The organism is Rhizobium sp. Leaf321, from assembly GCF_001423215.1.
GTDB classification, from domain to species: Bacteria; Pseudomonadota; Alphaproteobacteria; order Rhizobiales; family Rhizobiaceae; genus Neorhizobium; species Neorhizobium soli.
On record NZ_LMOF01000005.1, the window covers coordinates 340,717 to 361,756 of the forward strand.

19 protein-coding genes are annotated in these 21,040 nt (G+C 59.7%); 12 read left to right on the top strand and 7 right to left on the bottom strand.

Annotated elements, in window-relative coordinates; genetic code table 11:
- Position 1 precedes the first annotated feature (1 nt).
- Entirely contained in the window at positions 2-889 is an 888-nt protein-coding gene (gene mmsB / locus ASF70_RS05225; protein ID WP_062459718.1) for a 3-hydroxyisobutyrate dehydrogenase, read from the top strand.
- 39 nt (positions 890-928) lie between these two features.
- Here mmsB and ASF70_RS05230 read toward each other — a convergent pair whose 3' ends face one another.
- A complete protein-coding gene (locus ASF70_RS05230) occupies positions 929-1,690 on the bottom strand; it encodes an IclR family transcriptional regulator (RefSeq protein ID WP_062459715.1) in 762 nt (253 codons plus the stop codon).
- A 118-nt stretch (positions 1,691-1,808) separates the two neighbouring features.
- Between ASF70_RS05230 and ASF70_RS05235 the strand changes: the two genes are divergently transcribed.
- From ASF70_RS05235 to ASF70_RS05250, 4 genes are all read left to right on the top strand, one after another.
- Complete coding sequence (locus tag ASF70_RS05235) at positions 1,809-2,531, top strand: 3-oxoacid CoA-transferase subunit A (RefSeq protein ID WP_062578015.1); 723 nt, start codon at positions 1,809-1,811, stop codon at positions 2,529-2,531.
- Positions 2,528-3,232 (top strand): CoA transferase subunit B, encoded by a 705-nt coding sequence (locus tag ASF70_RS05240; protein ID WP_062578016.1) that lies wholly within the window; start codon positions 2,528-2,530, stop codon positions 3,230-3,232. Before ASF70_RS05235 ends, ASF70_RS05240 begins: the two co-directional genes overlap by 4 nt.
- Before the next feature lie 10 nt (positions 3,233-3,242).
- Positions 3,243-4,448 (top strand): 3-oxoadipyl-CoA thiolase, encoded by a 1,206-nt coding sequence (pcaF, locus tag ASF70_RS05245; protein ID WP_062578018.1) that lies wholly within the window; start codon positions 3,243-3,245, stop codon positions 4,446-4,448.
- A gap of 139 nt (positions 4,449-4,587) precedes the next feature.
- Complete coding sequence (locus ASF70_RS05250; protein WP_062578020.1) at positions 4,588-5,010, top strand: hypothetical protein; 423 nt, start codon at positions 4,588-4,590, stop codon at positions 5,008-5,010.
- 95 nt (positions 5,011-5,105) lie between these two features.
- Here ASF70_RS05250 and ASF70_RS05255 read toward each other — a convergent pair whose 3' ends face one another.
- Together ASF70_RS05255 and ASF70_RS05260 are read right to left on the bottom strand one after the other, a co-directional pair.
- Positions 5,106-5,330: a hypothetical protein gene (locus ASF70_RS05255; RefSeq protein ID WP_062459699.1), complete on the bottom strand. Its 225-nt coding sequence runs from the start codon at positions 5,328-5,330 to the stop codon at positions 5,106-5,108.
- A 121-nt stretch (positions 5,331-5,451) separates the two neighbouring features.
- On the bottom strand, positions 5,452-5,661 hold the full coding sequence (locus ASF70_RS05260; RefSeq protein WP_062459695.1) for a cold-shock protein: 210 nt from the start codon (positions 5,659-5,661) through the stop codon (positions 5,452-5,454).
- 291 nt (positions 5,662-5,952) lie between these two features.
- On the opposite strand from ASF70_RS05260, the gene ASF70_RS05270 reads away from it, so the two are divergent.
- The 3 genes from ASF70_RS05270 to ASF70_RS05280 all read left to right on the top strand — a co-directional run bounded on the left by ASF70_RS05270 (position 5,953) and on the right by ASF70_RS05280 (position 7,914).
- Positions 5,953-6,816: an SDR family oxidoreductase gene (locus tag ASF70_RS05270; RefSeq protein ID WP_082471776.1), complete on the top strand. Its 864-nt coding sequence runs from the start codon at positions 5,953-5,955 to the stop codon at positions 6,814-6,816.
- Between the two features lie 140 nt (positions 6,817-6,956).
- Entirely contained in the window at positions 6,957-7,397 is a 441-nt protein-coding gene (locus tag ASF70_RS05275; protein WP_062459686.1) for a hypothetical protein, read from the top strand.
- A gap of 106 nt (positions 7,398-7,503) precedes the next feature.
- Positions 7,504-7,914 (top strand): response regulator, encoded by a 411-nt coding sequence (locus tag ASF70_RS05280; RefSeq protein WP_082471777.1) that lies wholly within the window; start codon positions 7,504-7,506, stop codon positions 7,912-7,914.
- Positions 7,915-8,001: 87 nt separating this feature from the next.
- Here ASF70_RS05280 and recQ read toward each other — a convergent pair whose 3' ends face one another.
- On the bottom strand, positions 8,002-9,861 hold the full coding sequence (gene recQ, locus ASF70_RS05285) for a DNA helicase RecQ (protein WP_062578022.1): 1,860 nt from the start codon (positions 9,859-9,861) through the stop codon (positions 8,002-8,004).
- A 542-nt stretch (positions 9,862-10,403) separates the two neighbouring features.
- Between recQ and ASF70_RS05290 the strand changes: the two genes are divergently transcribed.
- The 4 genes from ASF70_RS05290 to ASF70_RS05305 are packed head-to-tail and all read left to right on the top strand — an operon-like array spanning position 10,404 to position 16,311.
- Positions 10,404-11,603: an efflux RND transporter periplasmic adaptor subunit gene (locus ASF70_RS05290; protein ID WP_082471778.1), complete on the top strand. Its 1,200-nt coding sequence runs from the start codon at positions 10,404-10,406 to the stop codon at positions 11,601-11,603.
- Positions 11,600-14,764, top strand: a complete 3,165-nt coding sequence (locus tag ASF70_RS05295) for an efflux RND transporter permease subunit (RefSeq protein WP_062578024.1) — start codon at positions 11,600-11,602, stop codon at positions 14,762-14,764. Before ASF70_RS05290 ends, ASF70_RS05295 begins: the two co-directional genes overlap by 4 nt.
- Positions 14,765-14,822: 58 nt before the next feature.
- Positions 14,823-15,365, top strand: a complete 543-nt coding sequence (locus ASF70_RS05300) for a metallophosphoesterase family protein (RefSeq protein ID WP_062578026.1) — start codon at positions 14,823-14,825, stop codon at positions 15,363-15,365.
- A 16-nt stretch (positions 15,366-15,381) separates the two neighbouring features.
- Positions 15,382-16,311: a lytic transglycosylase domain-containing protein gene (locus ASF70_RS05305; protein WP_244473967.1), complete on the top strand. Its 930-nt coding sequence runs from the start codon at positions 15,382-15,384 to the stop codon at positions 16,309-16,311.
- A 57-nt stretch (positions 16,312-16,368) separates the two neighbouring features.
- Here the strand turns inward: ASF70_RS05305 and ASF70_RS05310 are convergent, their stop codons facing one another.
- The 3 genes from ASF70_RS05310 to ASF70_RS05320 form a co-directional block, all read right to left on the bottom strand.
- Positions 16,369-18,372: an acetyl/propionyl/methylcrotonyl-CoA carboxylase subunit alpha gene (locus tag ASF70_RS05310; protein WP_062578030.1), complete on the bottom strand. Its 2,004-nt coding sequence runs from the start codon at positions 18,370-18,372 to the stop codon at positions 16,369-16,371.
- Between the two features lie 10 nt (positions 18,373-18,382).
- Positions 18,383-19,915, bottom strand: a complete 1,533-nt coding sequence (locus tag ASF70_RS05315) for an acyl-CoA carboxylase subunit beta (RefSeq protein ID WP_062459666.1) — start codon at positions 19,913-19,915, stop codon at positions 18,383-18,385.
- A gap of 214 nt (positions 19,916-20,129) precedes the next feature.
- Positions 20,130-21,023, bottom strand: a complete 894-nt coding sequence (locus ASF70_RS05320; protein ID WP_062578031.1) for an NAD(P)-dependent oxidoreductase — start codon at positions 21,021-21,023, stop codon at positions 20,130-20,132.
- Positions 21,024-21,040: the final 17 nt, after the last annotated feature.

A 21,040-nucleotide genomic window follows, 5' to 3' on the forward strand; every position in this document is an offset into this window, starting at 1 on the left:
TATGAGCAAGGTTGCATTCGTTGGACTTGGGAACATGGGCGGGCCGATGGCGGCCAATCTCGTCAAGGCGGGACATGACGTCTGGGGCTTCGATCTTTCGGAGGCGAGCAGGAATGCCGCAAGCGCGCATGGCGTCAACGCGGCAAGCACCCTCCCCCAGGCTGTGCTGAATGCAGACTGCATTATCACCATGCTGCCCAAGGGCCAGCATGTCCTCGCCGTCTGGTCGGATCTGGCATCCGTGATCCCCGAGGGAACGCTGCTCATCGATTGTTCGACCGTGGACGTGGAGAGCGCCCGCAAGGCGCATGCTCTGGGCAGCGCGATGGGTTGCCTCTCTCTCGATGCTCCGGTGTCCGGGGGAACGACTGGCGCGGAAGCGGGCACGCTGACATTCATGGTGGGCGGCTCGGAGAGTGCGTTTGCGTCGGGTAAGGCTATCCTCGAAGCCATGGGCCGCAAGATTGTCCACTGCGGCGGCGATGGTGCGGGTCAGGCTGCAAAGATCTGCAACAACATGATCCTCGGCATCTCGATGATCGGCGTCTGCGAAGCGTTCGGCCTGGCTGAAAAGCTCGGCCTCTCGCATCAGGCGCTGTTCGATGTCGCCTCGACCTCATCGGGCCAGTGCTGGTCGCTGACGACCTATTGCCCCGTGCCCGGTCCCGTGCCGACATCGCCTGCCAACAACGACTACCGCCCCGGCTTTGCCACGGCGTTGATGCTGAAGGACTTGCTGCTGTCACAAGAGGCAGCACAACAATCCGGCGCCGCGACACCGCTCGGAGCCCACGCGGCCGACCTCTACGCCCAGTTCGAGGCAGCCGGACACGGCGGCGAGGACTTTTCCGCCATCATCCGGATGCTGCAGGAGATACCGCGGGAATAAGATGGTTTCGGAGTTGGAACGCCGGCATATGCCGCAAATTCAACCGGATATGCCGGTCAGCTCCTTCTGAACTTTAAGCAGTGACGGAATGTAACGGTCAGCGACAGCCTGCATCGGCTCCTCTGACGCGGCTAGCCCGATGTTCAGCGCGGCGACGACTTGGCCGCGGGGGCCGAATAGCGGGACGGCCAGAGAGCGAAGGCCGATTTCGACCTCCTGATCGATGCAGGCATAGCCGCGATCACGGATGCGGAGCAGTTCGCCCTTGAGCGTTTCGATGTCGGTCACGGTCTTTGCCGTCCTCGCCACGAGCGGCTTTAATGAAAGAAGATCTTCTGCCTGCTCGACAGGAAGTGCTGACAGCATCACCCGCCCCATGGAGGTGCAGTAGGCTGGAAGGCGTGAGCCCGGCATCAGCGAAATCGACATGACCCTGCGCTGCGCGGCCCGCGCGACGTAAACGATGTCACTCTCATCAAGAATGGAAACGGATGTGCTTTGGCCTGTCTGTTCGGACAGGTCATCGAGCCAAGGCTGCACGATCTTCGGCAATGGCATCGCTGCCAGGCATCCCGTCCCCAGTCGCAAGACGCGGGGCGTGACGGTGAAGAATTTTCCGTCATAGGCACAATAGCCGAGTTCGGAGAGCGTCAGGAGGCATCGCCTCACCGTTGCGCGATCATAGCCGGTGAGCTGTGAGGCTTCGGCGATGCTGAGACGCGGTCGCTCGGCAGAGAAGGCTTCTATGACCTTGAGGCCCTTTGCCAGCCCGCCCATCATGTCTCTCGTCTTGACGTCCAACAGAGCCTCGTTTTTGTGCGATAATCGTACAAAGAGACGATATCGCACAAATGGTTTGCCGTCCATCTGTATGGGATTTAGTTGTTTCTGCAGCGGGAGCGGTTTGCGGAGGATACTGATGGATAAAACAATTCGGACTTTGACTGATGCCGTGTCCAAGGTTACCGACGGTGCCACGGTGATGATCGGTGGTTTCGGAGGCTCCGGTGCGCCGATCGAACTCATCCACGCGCTGATCGACAATGGTCCTAAAAACCTGACCGTGATCAATAACAACGCCGGGAACGGACGCATCGGCATTGCGGCAATGATCGATGCGGGCATGATCGCAAAGATGATCTGCTCTTTCCCTCGCTCGTCCGATCCGCGGGCTTTTACCGATACCTATCTGGCCGGAAAAATCGAGTTGGAACTCGTCCCCCAAGGCACGCTCGCCGAGCGGATCCGCGCAGGTGGCGCTGGCATACCGGCCTTCTACACGCCGACGGGTTATGGAACGGAACTGGCCGAGGGCAAACCGGTCGCCGAATTTGATGGACGACATTATGTGCAGGAGCGCTGGCTCAAGGCCGACTTTGCCATCGTCAAGGCGCATCTGGGCGACACCCATGGCAACCTCACCTATCGCAAGGCCGGCCGGAACTTCAATCCTCTGATGTGCATGGCGGCGACCACGACCATCGCCCAGGTCTCGCAGATCGTTGAACCCGGCGACATCGACCCCGAACACGTGATCACGCCCGGCATCTTTGTCGATGCGGTGGTCGAGGTTTCAAACCCTCAGCAAGAAGAAGAACTCATCCGGGCCGGAGTGGCCTATGCCGGAGGAATGAGCGCATGAGCGGCGAAACTCAGACACTGGACACCCGCGAAGACATCAAACTGTCGAACACGCAGATCGCTTGGCGTGCCGCGCAGGATATCGAAGATGGCGCCTATATCAATCTCGGGATCGGTTTTCCGGAAATGGTCGCCCGCTATCAGCCGCCCGGCAGACAGGCGATCTTCCATACGGAAAACGGCATCCTCGATTTCGGCGAGCCTCCGGCAGCCGGTGAGGAAGACTGGGATCTGATCAACGCGGGCAAAAAGGCCGTCACGGTCAAGCCCGGCGCGGCTTTCTTTCATCATGCGGACAGCTTCGCCATGGTGCGGGGCGGCCATCTCGACGTTGCAATCCTCGGCGCCTATCAGGTGGCCGAAAATGGCGACCTCGCCAACTGGCGCGTCGGCTCCAAAGGGGTGCCGGCGGTCGGCGGCGCGATGGATCTGGTGCATGGTGCTAAGCAGGTTTTCGTCATCACCGAGCATGTGACGAAGGACGGCAAGCCGAAACTTGTCTCCAAATGCACATTTCCCCTGACTGGCGTCGGCTGCATCACGAGGGTCTATACGAGCCATGCGGTGATCGATATCGCTGACGGCCGTTTTGTCCTGCGTGAAAAGCTCGCCGCAATGACCATCGAGGAATTGCAGGCGATGACCGGCGCGCAGCTCCATGTGGACGGCGCTGTTGCCGATCTTGTCGTACCGGCGCTTTGAGGAGAGATCGATGACCGAAGCATTTATCTGCGACTATATCCGTACCCCGATCGGTCGTTTCGGCGGCGCGCTGTCATCGGTCCGTGCGGACGATCTGGGCGCTGTACCTCTTAGGGCACTGATGGAGCGAAACGCTGCCGTCGACTGGGAAGCGGTCGGCGACGTGGTCTTTGGCTGCGCCAACCAGGCGGGCGAAGATAACCGGAATGTCGCGCGCATGTCGCTGCTCCTCGCCGGCCTGCCTGTTTCCGTATCCGGCACGACGATCAACCGTCTCTGCGGATCGGGCATGGATGCCGTGATCACCGCTGCCCGCGCCATCAAGGCCGGCGAAGCCGACATTATGATTGCCGGTGGCGTCGAAAGCATGAGCCGTGCGCCATTTGTGATGCCGAAGGCCGAGACTGCGTTTTCGCGCAACGCCGAGATCTATGAAACCACCATTGGGTGGCGTTTCGTCAATCCGCTGATGAAAAAGCAGTATGGCGTCGATTCCATGCCGGAAACCGGCGACAACGTCGCGATCGATTATCACGTCTCTCGCGAGGATCAGGACGCTTTTGCATTGCGCAGCCAGGAGAAAGCCTCGGCAGCTCAGCAGAACGGCCGTCTAGCGCGCGAAATCACCGCTGTCAGCGTCCCGCAACGCAAGGGCGACAGCATCATTGTCGACAAGGACGAGCATCCCCGTGCGACCAGCCTGGAGGCATTGGCCAAGCTCAGGCCGGTGAACAAGATCGAAGGCGGCACGGTCACGGCCGGCAACGCATCCGGCGTCAATGACGGGGCAGCGGCACTCATCATCGCCTCGCAGGAGGCGGCCCGGAAATATGGCCTGACGCCGATTGCACGCATCATCGGCGGCGCTGCGGCTGGCGTTCCGCCACGGGTGATGGGCATCGGGCCTGCGCCAGCGACGCAGAAACTCTGCGCACGCCTCGGCCTGTCGCCGCAGGATTTCGGGATTGTCGAGCTGAACGAAGCCTTCGCCTCTCAGGGCATCGCCGTTTTGCGCGAGCTCGAAATCCCCGATGATGCAGAGCATGTCAACGCGAATGGCGGTGCCATCGCGCTGGGTCACCCGCTCGGCATGTCCGGAGCACGCATTGCCGGAACCGCGGCACTGGAGCTATCGCTGGGGAGTACGCGATACGCGCTTGCCACGATGTGCATCGGCGTTGGCCAGGGGATAGCTCTGGCTTTGGAACGAGTTTAGGGGGATTGCAGCCGGAGCTCGAAGACAATTCGACGCCTCCGGCAACCATTGGCGGCGGTGACTGTTGATAAGCGAGGCGCACGGCAAGAACACAAGCCGGATAGCGTCTCCCCCTCGAAAACTCGTAAGGATCGGCAGCATGAACGAACCGCAGGAGTTTGCGCACAGCACCAATGGAGATCGGTGGTTTATCGATCCTGCTTCCGAGAACCATCGCGCAACGGTCACGCACCGTGGCAACTTGCCGTCCGGTGGCCACGAAACGCGGATTCCAGTGGACGTGTTCCTGGGTCAACACCCACGTGGCCCCGAGCACGACGCGCTTGAGCGGATGCTATCTGCACTTCCCGTTAGAAACTCCACGATTGAGACTGGGACTGCGTCCGGCCTGTCGATGCTGGCCCATCAGTATATGCGTCTCGGTGGCCGTCGCAGCGCTACGCGTGCATGGGGAACCGATACCAAAGAAGCTGAAGATTTCTGGAACGAGAATATCGCTGTGCTCGACACCGTGGGAAGGCGTGAAGTCGAGACGTATCTGCCCACGATCGGAGGTCCGTGATCTCTGGTCGACTATAGCGGTAGTCGGAGCCACGGGCATGAAACAAGATCGGCCGCGCAGGCTGCGGGCCGAGTTCATTCGAAGTCGGGCTGGTGTCAGGCCTTCTTGGCGCGCTTGGCAATCAGGGCAGCAGTCGCCGAGGCGCGGTCTTCAATTTCTTTTGCAAGGCGCGCAGCCTTGAGCCGAGCCGTCTTTGAGTCACGTTCGGCGACGTGTGCGTTTAATTCTGCGACCGCTTCGACGCGGGAGAAAAACTGGGTCTGGGTCTGAGCAAATGCGGCTTCCGCACGCTCGCGCGACTTCGACATTGTTTCCGTCATTTCTTATCCAATCCTGGCGGTAGACGCCAAATAAGAAGGCCGAGCACGTATGCTCGGCCCTCACCAACTGCTACTTCGACAGTGCCAGTACATCCGTGGTCAAAGCGAAGCAAAAATCGAATTAAGCAGCCTGAAGGTTGCAGGCCGACATCTTGCCCGACTTTGCGTCGCGCTCAAGTTCGTAGCCCAGCTTCTGGCCTTCAACGATTTCGCGCATTCCGGCGCGCTCGACTGCGGAGATGTGAACGAACGCATCAGCGCCGCCATCGTCAGGCTGAATGAAGCCGAAGCCCTTAGTGGAATTAAACCATTTTACTGTGCCGGTGGTCATAGTGAACCCTTTCAAAGCATAGAGAAGATATCTGCAAAACGAGATCTTGCAGAAGGTGATAGCGATTTGTTTTGAAGAGGAAGTTCGCTCAGGCGCTTCGTTCGAAGCGCAATAACCAAAGATCAGCAAGCAAAATATCGATAAACCACAAATAGCGGCTACGCTCCCGAAAGTCAACTTTTAGTTTCCCCGGCCCGACTGGAGCGCTTTCGAAGAGGCTGAGTGAGCGACAACGGAACCGATTGTGGATCAGCTTGTTTCTGCTCAGAACGCTAGACTGGAGATCAAACCATGCAAGAAACACGTCGCCCGACACCTCCCCATCCCGCCCAGCATCAGGATCCGCCAGGCCAGACCGCATTGATGGATCCGGCGCCGGATCATGGCGAACACTCCTACAAGGGCAATGGTCGTCTTGAGGGCAAGGTCGCGCTTATCACCGGTGCTGACTCAGGCATCGGCAAAGCTGTGGCGATCGCATTCGCCCGCGAAGGCGCAGATATCCTGATTTCGTACCTCAGCGAACACGAAGACGCTGAAGACACGGCGAAGTGGGTGCGCGAAGCAGGCCGCAAGGCAGTGGTCGTTCCCGGCGACATCAAGTCGGAAGAGCATTGCAACGCGCTCGTGAAGCGCACGGCCGATGAGCTCGGAAAAATTGACATCCTCGTCAACAATGCCGCCTTCCAGCGCACCTATGCCACCATTACCGATATCACTGCGGAAGAGTGGGACGAGACGTTCCGGACCAACATCTACGCACCATTCTTCCTATCGAAGGCGGCTGTCCCTCTGATGAAGCCGGGTAGCTCGATCATCAACACGACGTCGATCCAGTCGCGTCAACCTTCGCCACAGCTTCTCGCCTACGCCTCGACCAAGGGTGCCATCTCCAACTTCACGGCTGGTCTTGCCGAAATGGTGGCAGAACATGGGATCCGGGTGAATGCCGTCGCGCCGGGCCCGATCTGGACGCCTCTCATTCCCTCGACCATGCCGGCTGAAAAGGCGGCGAAGTTCGGCGAGCAGACCCTGCTCGGTCGTGCGGGCCAGCCAGCCGAATTGGCAGGTGCCTATGTTCTCTTGGCGTCCGACCTTGGCAGCTACATGACTGGCGCCGTCATTCCAGTGACCGGCGGCGAGATCATGATCTGATCCGTTCATTGTCGTTCGGTTTCGGGAAGGCTCGCTCCTATCCCGAAACCGCTCTCGAAGAGCGAGTTTCGGTACCCAAAGAAACACGAGCCGGATCAGAGGATGTCTCGATCCCCAAACAAACAAGCAAGGAAAACCCAATGGCCGATCATTCCCAGTCGCCTGCTGCCGCGTCTCTTCTTCGCGAACAGGCAGCACAACGCGCCCGCACTCCAGACGAAGTCCTGCAACAGGGCCTCGAGGAGACCTTCCCGGGTTCCGATCCTGTTTCATCGTCGTCCACTGCCACAGGCTTTGGCGGCCCGAGCACGAGTTCAGACGAACCGCTTGTCGATGAAGCTCTGGCATCGGTCCACGACCGCGACAACTCGGCAACTGCCAAAGCACGAGATACGCTGACAGCCCTGCGTGCCGAGCTCGAAAGTTTGAAGGACAGAGCCGTAGAGCCGGCAACCTACCGCGAGTACGCGAACGAACCCCGCCTTATTGTGGACGACATCAAGCGCGGTATCCAAAGATCTCCAATCGGAGCCGTTGGGCTTGCGGCGGCTATCGGATTTCTGTGGGGCATCACGCGATAACCACGCTCAACCATAAGTATTTGTGACGAAAACTGGAACACCCTGCATTTCCGCCCGTTCGCTCACTAAGAGATTACGCAAAAGTGTTCATGAACGGAGAATGGAAATGGCTTTCAATGTTCTGATTGTCGAAGATCAGCCGATTATTGCAATGGGTCTGGAAGACGCTGTCGAAGCGTTGGGGCACCATTCAATCGGTGTGGCGAGAAACAGAGCGGAAGCCACGTTGCTTGCGGCCACAGCGGATATGGCTTTGGTCGATGTCAACCTCGATGACGGTCCAACCGGGCCGGGCATCGGGCGCGACCTCGCAATCGCCGACATCACCGTCTTGTTCATGACGAGCGATCCGGGCGCGCTGGGGGCGGGCGTGAAGGGAACGCTTGGCGTGATGGAGAAGCCGATCCTCGATCTCGAAGTCGTGAAAGCAATCCAGTACGTAGCGGACAGACGCGCCGGGATCGAGGGCACGTGCCCGCCGGACCGCCTCAGAACGTTTCCAGTCACAAAGCAGTAAGACTGGCGTCGTCCCGATATAGTGTCGGGGCGACCATTAGCCGCTCGCAACGCGCTTCCACCTTTCAATCGACCAGTCGTCTCTCGATTATCCGTCGTGTGCCCGAATAATATCGAGGAACGCGTCGCCATAGCGCTCAAGCTTCGCTTGCCCGACGCCGGATACACCGAGGAGCGCGTCGTGGGTTGTCGGCCGCTGCGTTGCAAACGCGATCAGCGTCGCGTCGGCGAATACGACGTAGGGAGGGATCGCCAGATCCTTCGCAATCGTCATTCTCATCTTGCGCAATGCCTCAAACAAGACCGCATCGGTCTCTCCCAACTGCGACCTTGGGTTTTTCGAGCCTGCCGTTTGCCCTCGTGCCGTCCTGCGGCCGGTCACCGGGTCCTTGCGGAAACGGACGGTCCGCTCGTGGCGGAAGACATCGCGTGCCGAAGGCTCCAGTTTCAAAGCTCCGAAAGCCTGGTGATCGACGCGCACAAGGCCTGCGGCCAAAAGCTGGCGATAGACGGACTGCCACGTCTTTTGTGCCAGATCCTTTCCCGCACCGAAGACCGGCATGTCCACATGGCCAAAGCGACGTGTCTTTTCGTTGTCATTGCCGAGCAGGACATCGATCAAATGGCCGGTACCGAACCGTTCCTCTGTTCGATACACAGCAGCGAGCGCCTTGATGGCGGCCTCGGTTCCGTCCCAGGTGTCCACGGGCTTGATGCAGGTATCGCAGTTTCCGCAATGCCCCGCATGCTTTTCTCCAAAATGTGCGAGGATCGCCTGTCGTCGGCAGCCGGCCGTCTCGCAGATAGCAAGCAACGCATTGAGCTTGGCGCGCTCGACCCGCTTGACGTCGTCGCCGGACGTGCCGTTGTCGATCATCCTGCCGCGCTGAATGACGTCGGCCATCCCGTAGGCCATCCAAACTTCGGACGGCAGACCGTCACGACCGGCACGGCCCGTCTCCTGATAATAGGCTTCGACTGAGCTCGGCAAATCCAGGTGCGCGACGTAGCGTACATCGGGTTTGTCGATGCCCATCCCGAACGCGACGGTCGCGACGAGGCAGAGGTCTTCCTCTTTCAAGAAGGCGTCCTGATTGGCATCGCGAACCTCCCGGTCCATACCCGCATGGTAGGGCAACGCGCGGATGCCTTGCGCACTCAGCCACTTCGCGGTCTCCTCGACCTTCGCGCGCGACAGGCAGTAGACGATACCGCTCGATCCCTTGTGATTCTCCAGGAAGCGCAGCAACTGCTGGCGCGGTTGATCCCGTTCAACGATCTCGTAGGCAATGTTCGGGCGATCGAACGATGCGGTGAAGACCCGGGCATTGCGCAGGGTGAGCCTGTCGATAAGATCTTCCCGCGTATGCGGGTCGGCGGTCGCGGTCAGCGCCATACGCGGCACGCCCGGGTAAAGGTCGGCGAGTTCACCGAGCTGCCGATACTCCGGGCGAAAATCATGCCCCCATTGCGAGACGCAATGGGCTTCATCGATTGCAAACAGCGCGACCTTGGCGTCTCCGATCAACTCACGAAACCCTGACGTCACGATCCTCTCGGGGGTCACGTACAGCATGTCGAGCCTGCCAGCCGCCAGCGCGCGTTTGACCTCGCCGAACGTTTCCCGCGGCATGGAGGAATTGATCGAGGCGGCACGGACTCCGATCTGCTTCAACGCCTCGACCTGATCGCGCATCAGCGCAATCAGCGGCGAAACAACGATGCCGACGCCGTCGCGGCAGAGAGCCGGGATCTGAAAGCACAGGGATTTTCCTGCGCCCGTCGGAAACAGCACAACCGCGTCTCCGCCCGAAACAACATGGCGAACGACAGCCTCCTGGTCGCCGCGAAAGGAAGGGTAGCCGTAAACCTTCTGCAAAACCCCGACCGGATCCGCCTGCATACCGCTTTTGCGTTCACCATCTTGGCTGGTTGATTTCGCTTGCATGAGCTCGTTCCGCCTCCATCCTTGCTCGCGAGCCATCTCACAAGGCACGACCTTTGCAAAGCCCGCCGCCGCAGATATCGCCACTATCCATCAAGCGGTTCGTGCCCGAATGACATTGAGGCACGAAACAAATGACCTGATAGAAAATATCAATCGACACACCCCTAGATTTAAGGGGGCGGCGGGATCGCGACCGCGTTGCAAAATTAGCAAACGATAATATTAGATACCGATAATTTGAACACTTTAGGAACATTCTAAAAACCTGTCGGCACCGTTCAAAACGGATTCCCAGACGGTCATAGAGAATATCTATCATATTCTCGTCGAAGCAGTCACCATACAGCTACTCTGAAACTGTTTGCAGAAACTGCGGACAGGCCAGCTCTCATGGGCCAGCTTTCTCAGGCCTCTCGGACGCAAAATGTCCGGCTCGCGATTGCATCGCAACATCGTGATGAAACAGCACCGTACGATTTGCCGCCTTCCGCGTTACCTGCCGAGCAACTCATCTCGGCAGCGACGGAACAGGCCAAATTACGATGATCCCCACACAGTTCTCCTACCCGAAGAAGGGGTTGCTGCCGCGGCTTGCAGCCATCGGCTGTGCCGTTGCACTTGCCGGCTGCAATCTGCAGGCAGAGGAGGAAGCAAAGCCACCGCGCCAGCCAACGGAAGTCGGGATTGTGACGGCGATGACAGAAGACGTGCCGCTCGTGAACGAGCTTGCAGGTCGCACATCCCCGTTCGAGACTTCTGAGGTCAGGCCCCAGGTGTCAGGGATCATCGAGGCTCGCTCGTTTACCGAGGGTGCTTTCGTCAAGAAGGGCGACACGCTCTACCAGATCGATGCAAGCCTGTTCGAAGCCTCGGTTGCGGAGGCGCGCGCCAATCTCGAAAGCGCAAGGGCCGGCGAAGACAACGCGCGGATCGAATTCGAACGTTTAAAGCCCCTGGCGCAAAAGGGAGCGGTTAGCGAGCAGGCGTTTACGGATGCCACTGCAGCACTCCGGTCTGCCACTGCGGCCGTCGCGCAGAACAATGCGAAGCTTCAGACCGCGGAGATCAACCTGCGCTACAGCAAGGTGACCGCGCCGATCAGCGGCAGGATCGGCCGTTCGCTGGTAACGACAGGTGCGCTCGTGTCGGCACAGCAGACGCAGGCCTTGGCGACCATCCAGCGCCTCGACCCGATCTTCGTGGATATTCAGCAATCCTCGACCGCGCTTTTAAAGCTGCGAGATGCGATGGCCTCGAGCGAATTGTCCAAGGACACGGCCGAGGTGCGTTTGAAACTGGAAGACGGGCAGGAATATCCGCTTCCGGGCAAACTCCAGTTTACCGATGTCACCGTCAATCCGTCGACCGGGTCCGTCACACTTCGCGCCGAGTTTCCGAACCCCGACGCCATCCTCCTGCCAGGCATGTATGTCCGCGCAGTTCTCTCACAGACTCAGGCGAAGGACGCGATCCTTGTGCCGCAGCAGAGCGTGACGAGGAGCCCCACAGGAGAGGCAAGCGCGCTTGTGGTCGGCGACGGAGATACCGTCCAGCGGCGTGCGCTCCAGGTCGCTCAGGCTGTCGGCAATCGCTGGCTTGTGACCGAAGGCCTTGCTCCCGGAGACCGGGTCATCGTTGAAGGCGTCTCCAAGGTCAAACCCGACGACAAGGTCAAGATTGTCGACGTGGGTAAGAAGCAGACCGCAGAAGCAACAGAGAACAAGGCGGTCCCCGCGCTATGATCAGCCGTATCTTTGTCGATCGTCCAATCTTTGCCTGGGTGATCGCGATCGTGATCATGTTGGGTGGTATCGGCTCCATCCTGACGCTTCCGGTCGAGCAGTATCCGGATATCGCGCCGCCGCAGGTGAACATCCGCGCCAATTACACTGGGGCTTCTGCTGCAACGCTTGAAACCAGCGTGACACAGGTGATCGAGCAGCAGCTTACCGGCATCGACGGCCTCATCTACTTCACGTCGACCTCCAGCGCCGAAGGCCAGGTCACGATCGCGGTGACATTCGACAAGGGTACCGATCCTGATATCGCGCAGGTTCAGGTTCAGAACAGAGTGCAGCAGGCTCTCTCTCGCCTGCCCCAGCAGGTGCAGCAGCAAGGTCTCACCGTTACGAAGTCTAACAGTGACTTTTTGCTTGTCGCCGCAGTTTACGACGAAACCGATAAGGCGAAGGATTCCGACATTTCGGACTACATTGCCGCCAATCTCCAGGAGCGGATCGGTCGCCTTCCCGGCGTCGGCGATACCAACCTTTTCGGCTCGCAATACGCGATGCGCATCTGGCTCGACCCGGGTCGTTTGTTTTCATACGGGATGATGCCGTCGGACGTCATCACCGCGATCGAGGCGCAGAATACGCAGGTTGCGGCCGGCCAGATCGGCGCCCAACCCTCCCCCGACACGCAGATGCTGAATGCGATCGTGACCGCCCGTTCGCGCCTGACGACACCGGAGGAGTTCCAGCGGATCGTCATCCGCACGGACGAAAGCGGCGCACGTGTCACCTTGGCGGATGTCGCCCGCGTCGAACTCGGACAGGAAAGCTATACGCGCTTCACCCGTTTCAACCGTCATCCGGCATCCGGCATCGCCGTTCAGCTTGCCCCCGGCGCGGACGCGCTTGAAACGGCCGAGCTGGTGAAAGCGGCTATCGATGGCGAAGCGGCAAACATGCCGGATGGCTACCGCGTCACCTACCCGCGTGACTCCACCGAGTTCATCCGGCTTTCGATCGAGGAAGTGGTGAAGACACTGATCGAGGCGATTGTTCTCGTCGTCATCGTCATGTTCGTCTTCCTGCGCAGCTGGCGCGCGACGCTTATTCCAGCACTTGCCGTCCCGGTCGTCGTGCTCGGCACGTTCGGCGTGCTCGCACTGTTCGGATATTCGATCAACACGCTCACCCTATTCGGACTGGTCCTTTCGATCGGTCTTCTGGTCGATGACGCGATCGTCGTCGTCGAGAATGTCGAACGAGTCATGGAGGAGGAGCCGGACTTAAGCCCCCGAGACGCGACGCTTCGCTCGATGGGTGAAATCCAGACGGCGTTGATTGCGATCGCGCTGGTCCTGTCGGCGGTGTTTGTTCCGATGGCATTCTTCGGCGGCTCAACCGGGGTCATTTACCGGCAGTTCTCGGTTACTGTTATCTCCGCAATGGTTCTGTCGGTCGTGGTGGCGCTGGTGCTGACTCCAGCCCTGACCGCAACGCTGATGAAACCACGCGGTAAAGAGGATGCGCCAAAGCGAACTGGCGGCCTGATCCGGCGGTTTGGGACGATGTTCGACCGCGGTTACGGCTGGGTTCAAAAGACATATCTCGCGGCCGTCACGATCGCCATCCGCAGGATCTGGCTTTCGATCATCGCCTTTTGTGCGCTGGTCGGCGCCGTCGTGTTTCTCTTCCTCCAACTTCCCGGCGGCTTTCTTCCGGTCGAGGATCAGGGTTACGGCGTGGTTCAGTACACCCTTCCTCCCGGCGCAACCCGTGTTCGCACGGTCGAAACGGCAGCCGCGATCGAAGACCACTTCCTCGGACCGGAGCAGGCGAATATTGCTGGCCTGTTTACGATTTCGGGTTTCCGTTTCAGCGGCTCCGGCCAGAACGTCGGTCAGGGTTTTGTGCAGTTCAAGCCATGGGACGAACGAGTGGGCGAAGAGAACGCGGCCGCCTCGATTGTGGCGCGTGCCACAGCCGCGCTCGGGCGCTCCTTGCGCGACGCCCAGTTCTTTGCGCTGACACCGCCATCGGTGCAGGGACTGGGTCAGTCCAACGGCTTCACCATGCAACTTTTGAACAATGGCGATCTCAGCCTGACGGAATTCAAGCAGCGGCGCGACCAGCTTCTCGCTGCGGCGACTGCGGATCCGACACTTGCGCGCGTACGTCCGAGCGGACTTGAAGACGTCCCGACGTTACAGATCGACATAGACGACGAAAAGGTCGGCGCACTCGGGATCCAGCAGTCCGATGTCGATGCAACCCTGAGCGCAGCCTGGGGTGGCGTCTACGTCAACGATTTCGTGGACCGTGGGCGCGTGAAGCGGGTCTACGTCCAGGGTGATGCCGCCCACCGCGGCGCTGTCGAGGATCTCGACGGCTGGTATGTGCGCACGGCAAGCGGCGAAATGGCACCTTTCTCTTCGTTTGCCAAGACGAGCTGGTCCCAGGCGCCGACAACGCTGACGCGGTTCAACGGGTTGCAGTCCTACGAAATCCAGGGACAAGCGGGACCGGGCCTAAGCTCCGGTCAGGCAATGGACCGTATGACGGAACTGGCCGCGGACCTGCCGGGGACGTCGGTGGCCTGGAGCAGTCTCTCGTACCAGGAAAGACTGTCCGCCGGACAAGCGCCCATCCTCTACGGGCTGTCGCTTCTCGTCATCTTCTTATGCCTTGCAGCACTTTACGAAAGCTGGTCGATCCCGTTCTCGGTCATGCTCATCATCCCGCTTGGCATCATCGGAGCGGTCTGTGCTGTCACGTTGCGCGGACTGGAGAACGACGTTTACTTCCAGATCGGCCTTCTGACCACGATGGGCCTTTCCGCAAAGAATGCGATCCTGATCGTCGAGTTCGCGGAACAGGCGGAACGGGCCGGCAAGAGCGCTTACGATTCGGCCATGGAAGCCGCCCGCCTGCGGCTAAGACCGATCCTGATGACCAGTCTTGCCTTCATCTTCGGCGTTTTGCCGCTTGCAATTTCGTCCGGCGCGGGTGCACAGAGCCGCATCGCGATCGGTACGGCGGTCATCGGCGGCATGATCACGGCGACGATCCTTGCAACGCTTTACGTCCCGCTGTTTTTCGTGCTCGTACGGCGCATCTTCAGCGGTCGCAAAGCTAAGGCAGAAAATCTGGAGGCCAAGACAGAGACCGCATAGCACCAGCATGTCCGTTATAGATGTTGCTGTTTTTTTCGCGCGGTCCGGTTAAAACCTCATGATCTACTTCACCAGCGACACTCATTTTGGCGATCCCCGCGTGTTGCGCATCGACCGGCGACCGTTCCCGGACATGGTCGCGCACGACGAGGCACTCATTCAATACTGGAATGATATAGTCGGCGCTGACGACGATGTCTGGCATCTCGGCGATTTCATGTCGGTACGCGGTGGCGATTGCGATGGGCTACTGGCGAAGCTCAACGGCCGCAAACACCTGATCATCGGCAATAACGACCCGGAGACCACGACGTCGGCCAGTGGCTGGACGTCCGTGCAGCACTATCATGAGCTTCATATCGACGATGTCCATCTGATCCTCTGCCACTACGCGTTTCGCACCTGGAACAAGATGGGCAAGAAATCGATCAACCTCCACGGCCACTCGCATGGCCGGCTCAAACCGCTGCCACGGCAGTTTGATGTTGGCGTCGATGCGCAGGGGCTTCGGCCGGTAACGCTGGAGGATGTCGTCAAGAAGAAGGCTGCGCCAAAGATCGCCTCTGTCGTGACACTGGGCGGCGGACATGCAAGCGGATAGAAGAGAGCGGTTTTTGTTGAAGAGGGAATTCCAACTTCTGGGCGCTGGCGCTTTGATGGTCGCGGCTGCCTTTGCCGACCCTGTCGCTGCCGAGACCTCACTTCCGGAACCAACCAAAGAGACGGAGTGCCTCTACGAGCGGCGCGACGGCGACGAAGCGCTCTGCATCGCCAAGGAGACGTTCAACGTCGATCTCTGTCACGCGATCGAACATTTCGCGACAGAACAGAAGATCCCGCCCGCCTTTTTCGCCCGCCTGATATGGCGTGAAAGCCTGTTTCGGCCTGAAGCAGTCAGCCCGAAGGGCGCGCAGGGTATCGCGCAGTTCATGCCGGATACGGCCCGTCTACGCGGTTTGAACAACAGCTTCAACGTTCTCGAAGCGCTTGATGCCTCCGCGACATATCTCGCTGAAATGAGAGGTAAGTTCGGCAATTTCGGTCTCTCGGCGGCCGCTTACAATGCCGGCGAAGCACGGCTGCAGAGGTTCCTCACCTCGGGAAGCCTGCCGATGGAGACGCGGGACTACGTCTTCGCGATTACAGGCTATCCCGCGGAAGTCTGGAGAGACAATGCTCCGGCGGTTGCCGCACCCGATCTGGACCCTCAAAAACCGTTTAAGGACGCCTGCGTCGCGCTGGCGGACACTCGTCGCATCAACGATCCGGTTCTCGGTGCGTCAGCCGACTGGGCGCCCTGGGGTGTCCAGCTCGCCGCGCATTATAACCCTGGCGTTGCCGGCCGGCTGTTTGCGGCCTCGGCTGCGAAACTGCCCTCGCCGCTTAATGCCGAACGCGCACTTATCGTGCGCCAGCGCGGCGGAAATTTCGGTCGTCGTCCGCGATACGCAGCCCGCATCGGTGAGGAAAGCCGGGCCGCTGCAGTCAAGCTTTGCAATGAAATCAAAGCCCACGGCGTTTCCTGCACGGTTCTCAAGAACCGCTGAACCGTTGACCCTGTATGTGGACGTCGACACCGTTTCCTGAGAAATCGTCGGCGGGCCTTACTCGAATTCCATGATCAGTTCATCAACCGCGAGGCTCTGGCCGGGCAATGCTGTCACCCGCTTCACCACGCCACGACGTTCCGCCTTCAGGACATTTTCCATCTTCATCGCCTCGACAGTCGCCAGCGTCTGACCTGCTTCGACCTGATCGCCCACGCCGACCGTGACCGAGGTGATGACACCGGGCATCGGGCAGAGCAGCATTCGCGACATATCCGGCGGGACCTTGACCGGCATCAGGCGTGCAAGCTGCGCAACACGCGGTGAACGCACCCGCGCCCTGACATCCATACCGCGCCCACGTAGCCGGATGGCCGATCCGATCAGATCGATTTTCACTTCGGCAACTCTGTCACCGATGGTAAAACTGGCAAGTCGCTTGCCGGGCAGCCAGTCCGAAGAGATCGCGAAGCGACTGCCATCTGCAAATACGACGGCGCTTTCTGCCGATCCGGTCTCGATCGTGACCGTTTCCTCAGCGTCTGCCAGTGCCACGATCCAGTCCTTTGCCGTCACGCGGCCAGCGGTCGCAAGCGTTCCTGAGATCTGCAGCGCCCGCTGCCTGATCATCTGATGCGCAAACGCCGCAATCACTGCCAGCGTCCGCAACGCATCCGCATCGGGATGCACACCGGAAAAGCCATCGGGAAACTCCTCGGCGATATAGGCCGTCGTCAAGTTGCCGGAGCGAAAACGCTCCTGGCTCATGACCGCCGAGAGGAAGGGTAGGTTGTGGCCGATGCCCTCGACCTCAAAACCGTCGAGCGCTGTCGCCATCGCATCGATCGCAGCCGTCCTGTCTTTCGCCCAGGTGCAGAGCTTGGCGACCATCGGGTCGTAGTACATCGAGATCTCGCCACCCTCGAAGACGCCGGTATCGTTGCGCACGATCGTGCCATCTTGCTTGACGCCCTCGACTGGCGGACGATAGCGGCTGAGCCTGCCGATCGACGGCAGGAAATTGCGATAGGGATCTTCGGCATAGAGCCGGCTTTCGATCGCCCAGCCCTCGAGCTTCACGTCATCCTGTCCGAAAGCCAGCTTTTCACCGGCCGCGATCCGGATCATCTGTTCGACGAGATCGACGCCGGTAATTAGCTCCGTCACGGGATGCTCGACCTGCAGCCGGGTGTTCATTTCGAGGAAGTAGAAATTCCTGTTGCCGTCAACGATGAATTCGACTGTTCCTGCGGAGAAATAACCAACGGCCTTTGCGAGCAAGACGGCCTGCTCGCCCATCGCTTTCCGGGTCTGCTCATCGAGGAAGGGAGACGGCGCTTCCTCGATAACCTTCTGGTTTCGCCTCTGGATCGAGCATTCGCGCTCCCCGAGATAGAGCGTGGTCCCGTGCTGGTCGCCGAGTACCTGGATCTCGATGTGACGCGGTTGCGTCACGAATTTTTCGATGAAGATGCGATCGTCGCCAAAGGAAGACTTCGCCTCGTTTTTGGATGACTGGAAACCTTCCCGGGCCTCGGCATCGTTCCAGGCGATCCGCATGCCCTTGCCGCCACCGCCGGCAGACGCCTTGATCATGACCGGATAGCCGATCGAGGAGGAAATCTTTACGGCCTCATCGGCATCCGCAATGAGATCCATGTGACCCGGCACGGTCGAAACGCCCGCTTCGGCGGCGATCTTCTTGGACGTGATCTTGTCGCCCATCGCTTCGATCGCCCTGACCGGCGGACCGATGAAGATGATGCCGGCTTTCTCGAGCGCTGCTGCGAACAGGGGGTTTTCCGACAGAAACCCGTATCCAGGGTGGACGGCATCTGCGCCTGTTTTCGCGACGGCATCGAGAATACGGTCGATGACGATATAGGACTGGTCGGAAGGTGCTGGACCGATATGAACCGCCTCATCCGCCATCCTCACATGCAGCGCATCACGATCGGCGTCCGAGTAGACGGCGACGGTTGCGATACCCATCCGCTTGGCGGTCCGGATGACCCGGCAGGCAATTTCGCCGCGATTGGCGATCAGGATTTTCTTGATCATGCTTAGAGCCTCACAGCGGGATTGTGTCGTGCTTTTTCCAATGGGTCTGCACCTGCTTGTCGCGCAACGAGGCAAATGCCCTTGCGATACGACGGCGCGACGAATGCGGCATGATCACATCGTCGATAAAGCCACGCTCTGCCGCGATAAACGGATTGGCGAACCGCTCCTCGTATTCCCGGGTGCGGGCTGCGATCTTGTCCGGATCGTCAAGCTCCGACCTATACAGGATCTCGGTCGCACCTTTAGCGCCCATAACGGCGATTTCAGCCGTCGGCCAGGCATAGTTGATATCGGCGCCGATATGTTTGGACGCCATCACGTCATACGCGCCCCCATATGCCTTGCGGGTTATCAGCGTCACCATCGGCACGGTGGCCTGCGAATAGGCAAACAGCAGCTTTGCGCCGTGCTTGATGACGCCGCCATATTCCTGCGCCGTGCCCGGAAGGAAGCCCGGCACATCGACCAGCGTAAGCAGCGGAATGGAAAACGCATCGCAGAACCGCACAAACCGCGCCGCCTTGCGCGACGAATCGATATCGAGGCAGCCGGCCAGCACCATCGGCTGGTTAGCAACGATGCCGATCGTCTGTCCCTCCATGCGAATGAAACCGGTGATGATGTTTTTCGCAAAGGCTTCCTGGATCTCGAAGAAGTCGCCTTCATCGGCAAGTGCCGTGATCAGTTCCTTCATGTCATAGGGCTTGGCCGCGCTATCTGGGATCAGCGTATCGAGCCGCATCTCCAGCCGCGACGGGTCGTCATGGACAGGGCGAACCGGGGGCTTCTGGCGATTGTTGAGAGGCAGAAAGTCGAACAGCTGTCTGACCGCTTCCAGCGCTTCCACGTCGTTTTCGAAGGCGGCATCCGCGACCGAGGATTTCTGGGTATGGGTCGTGGCGCCCCCCAGTTCTTCGGCTGTCACGATCTCGTTCGTCACGGTCTTCACCACGTCCGGGCCCGTCACGAACATATAGGACGTGTCGCGCACCATGAAGATGAAGTCGGTCATGGCAGGCGAATAGACGGCGCCGCCGGCGCATGGTCCCATGATCACCGAAATCTGCGGGATGACGCCGGAAACCTCGGCATTGCGGCGAAACACTTCCGCATAGCCGCCGAGCGAGGCGACGCCTTCCTGGATGCGAGCGCCGCCGGAATCGTTGAGGCCTATGACCGGAGCTCCGACCTTTACCGCCATATCCATGATCTTGCAGATCTTCTGGGCATGGGTTTCGGACAGAGACCCGCCGAGCACTGTGAAATCCTGGCTGAAGACATAGACCTGGCGCCCGTTGATGGTGCCCCAGCCGGTCACGACACCGTCGCCGGCCACCTTCTGTGTCTCCATGCCGAAATCCGTACAGCGATGGGTGACATACATGTCGAACTCCTCGAAGGAGCCCTCGTCCAGCAGGACCTCTATCCGCTCGCGCGCCGTCAGCTTGCCCTTCGCGTGCTGGGCGTCGATCCGTCTTTGTCCCCCTCCAAGACGCGCCTCAGCCCTGCGTTGTTCCAGCTGTTCGATTATCTGCAGCATGCGTTGTCGTCTCCCATCCCCTCGTCCCCGTGCCCCAGCTAAGGCTGATGCGACAGCGGCGCGCCTTATGCCTTCGCGATCAAAGATGAAGCTGCGGCTTCGTCTAGAACTATTGCTAACCGCTTGCCGGAGATGACGCCAGCCCCTCCGATAGGCTGACGTCCGCATCCATTTCAAGCTCCCCCGCCCTCGCGGAAGCGGACAATCTGGCAGCTCAGCGAAGCATATATCGCCGCCAGGGATGCTCTTCGCGGAAGCCTAAAACTTCGCGGGCCTTGCGGTTCGAGAGCGGCGCTTCATCCCGACCCATCTCGCGCCAGACCGGCGTATCCGGACAATATTTTGCGAGGAATTCGGCGGTTGGCAGCTCGGCGGTGATCGTGTCGTTGACTGCGTTGAAGACCTGATAGCCAAGCCCGTCTTTCTCCACGCAGAGATGGACGATCTGACCAAGGTCGCGCGCGTCGATGTAGCTCCACGCATTGCGTTTTCGCGACATCGGCTGTTCAAGAAAATCTGCGAAATTGTCGTATTCGTCAGGCTCGATCACATTTCCGATGCGCAGAGCATAGACGTCGGCCCCGTAGCGCATGGCAAAAGCGCGAGCGGTCTTTTCGTTGACGACTTTCGACAATCCGTAGCTGTCCATCGGATCGCTGTCGTAATCTTCTTCCAGCGGAAACGCGTGGAAATTCTTGTCACCTTCGGCAAAGCAGACGCCGTAGGTCGTCTCGCTTGAAGCAATCACGACTTTGCGTACGCCGAGCTTCATGGCGGCTTCCAGCACGTTATAGGTGCCCATGACATTGGCTTCGAATGTTTTGTTATCAGGCTCGATCAGCACGCGTGGAACCGCTGCGAAATGGACGACCGCATCGGGTGCCGATGGCGGTGCGCCGTCTTCGAAGCCGGAGAACCCGAAATGCGTCGTCAACGCATTGAAGACCTGGCCGCTGTCGGTGATATCCGTGATCAGCGTATTCACGCCGGGCATATCGAGCGGTTTCAGATCGACATTCAGGACCGAGTATCCCTTCGCCAGAAGATACGATACCGCATGCTTGCCGGCTTTTCCGGTGCCGCCAGTGAAAACGATCCGCTTTGTCATGTTTCTGTTCCCTTCCC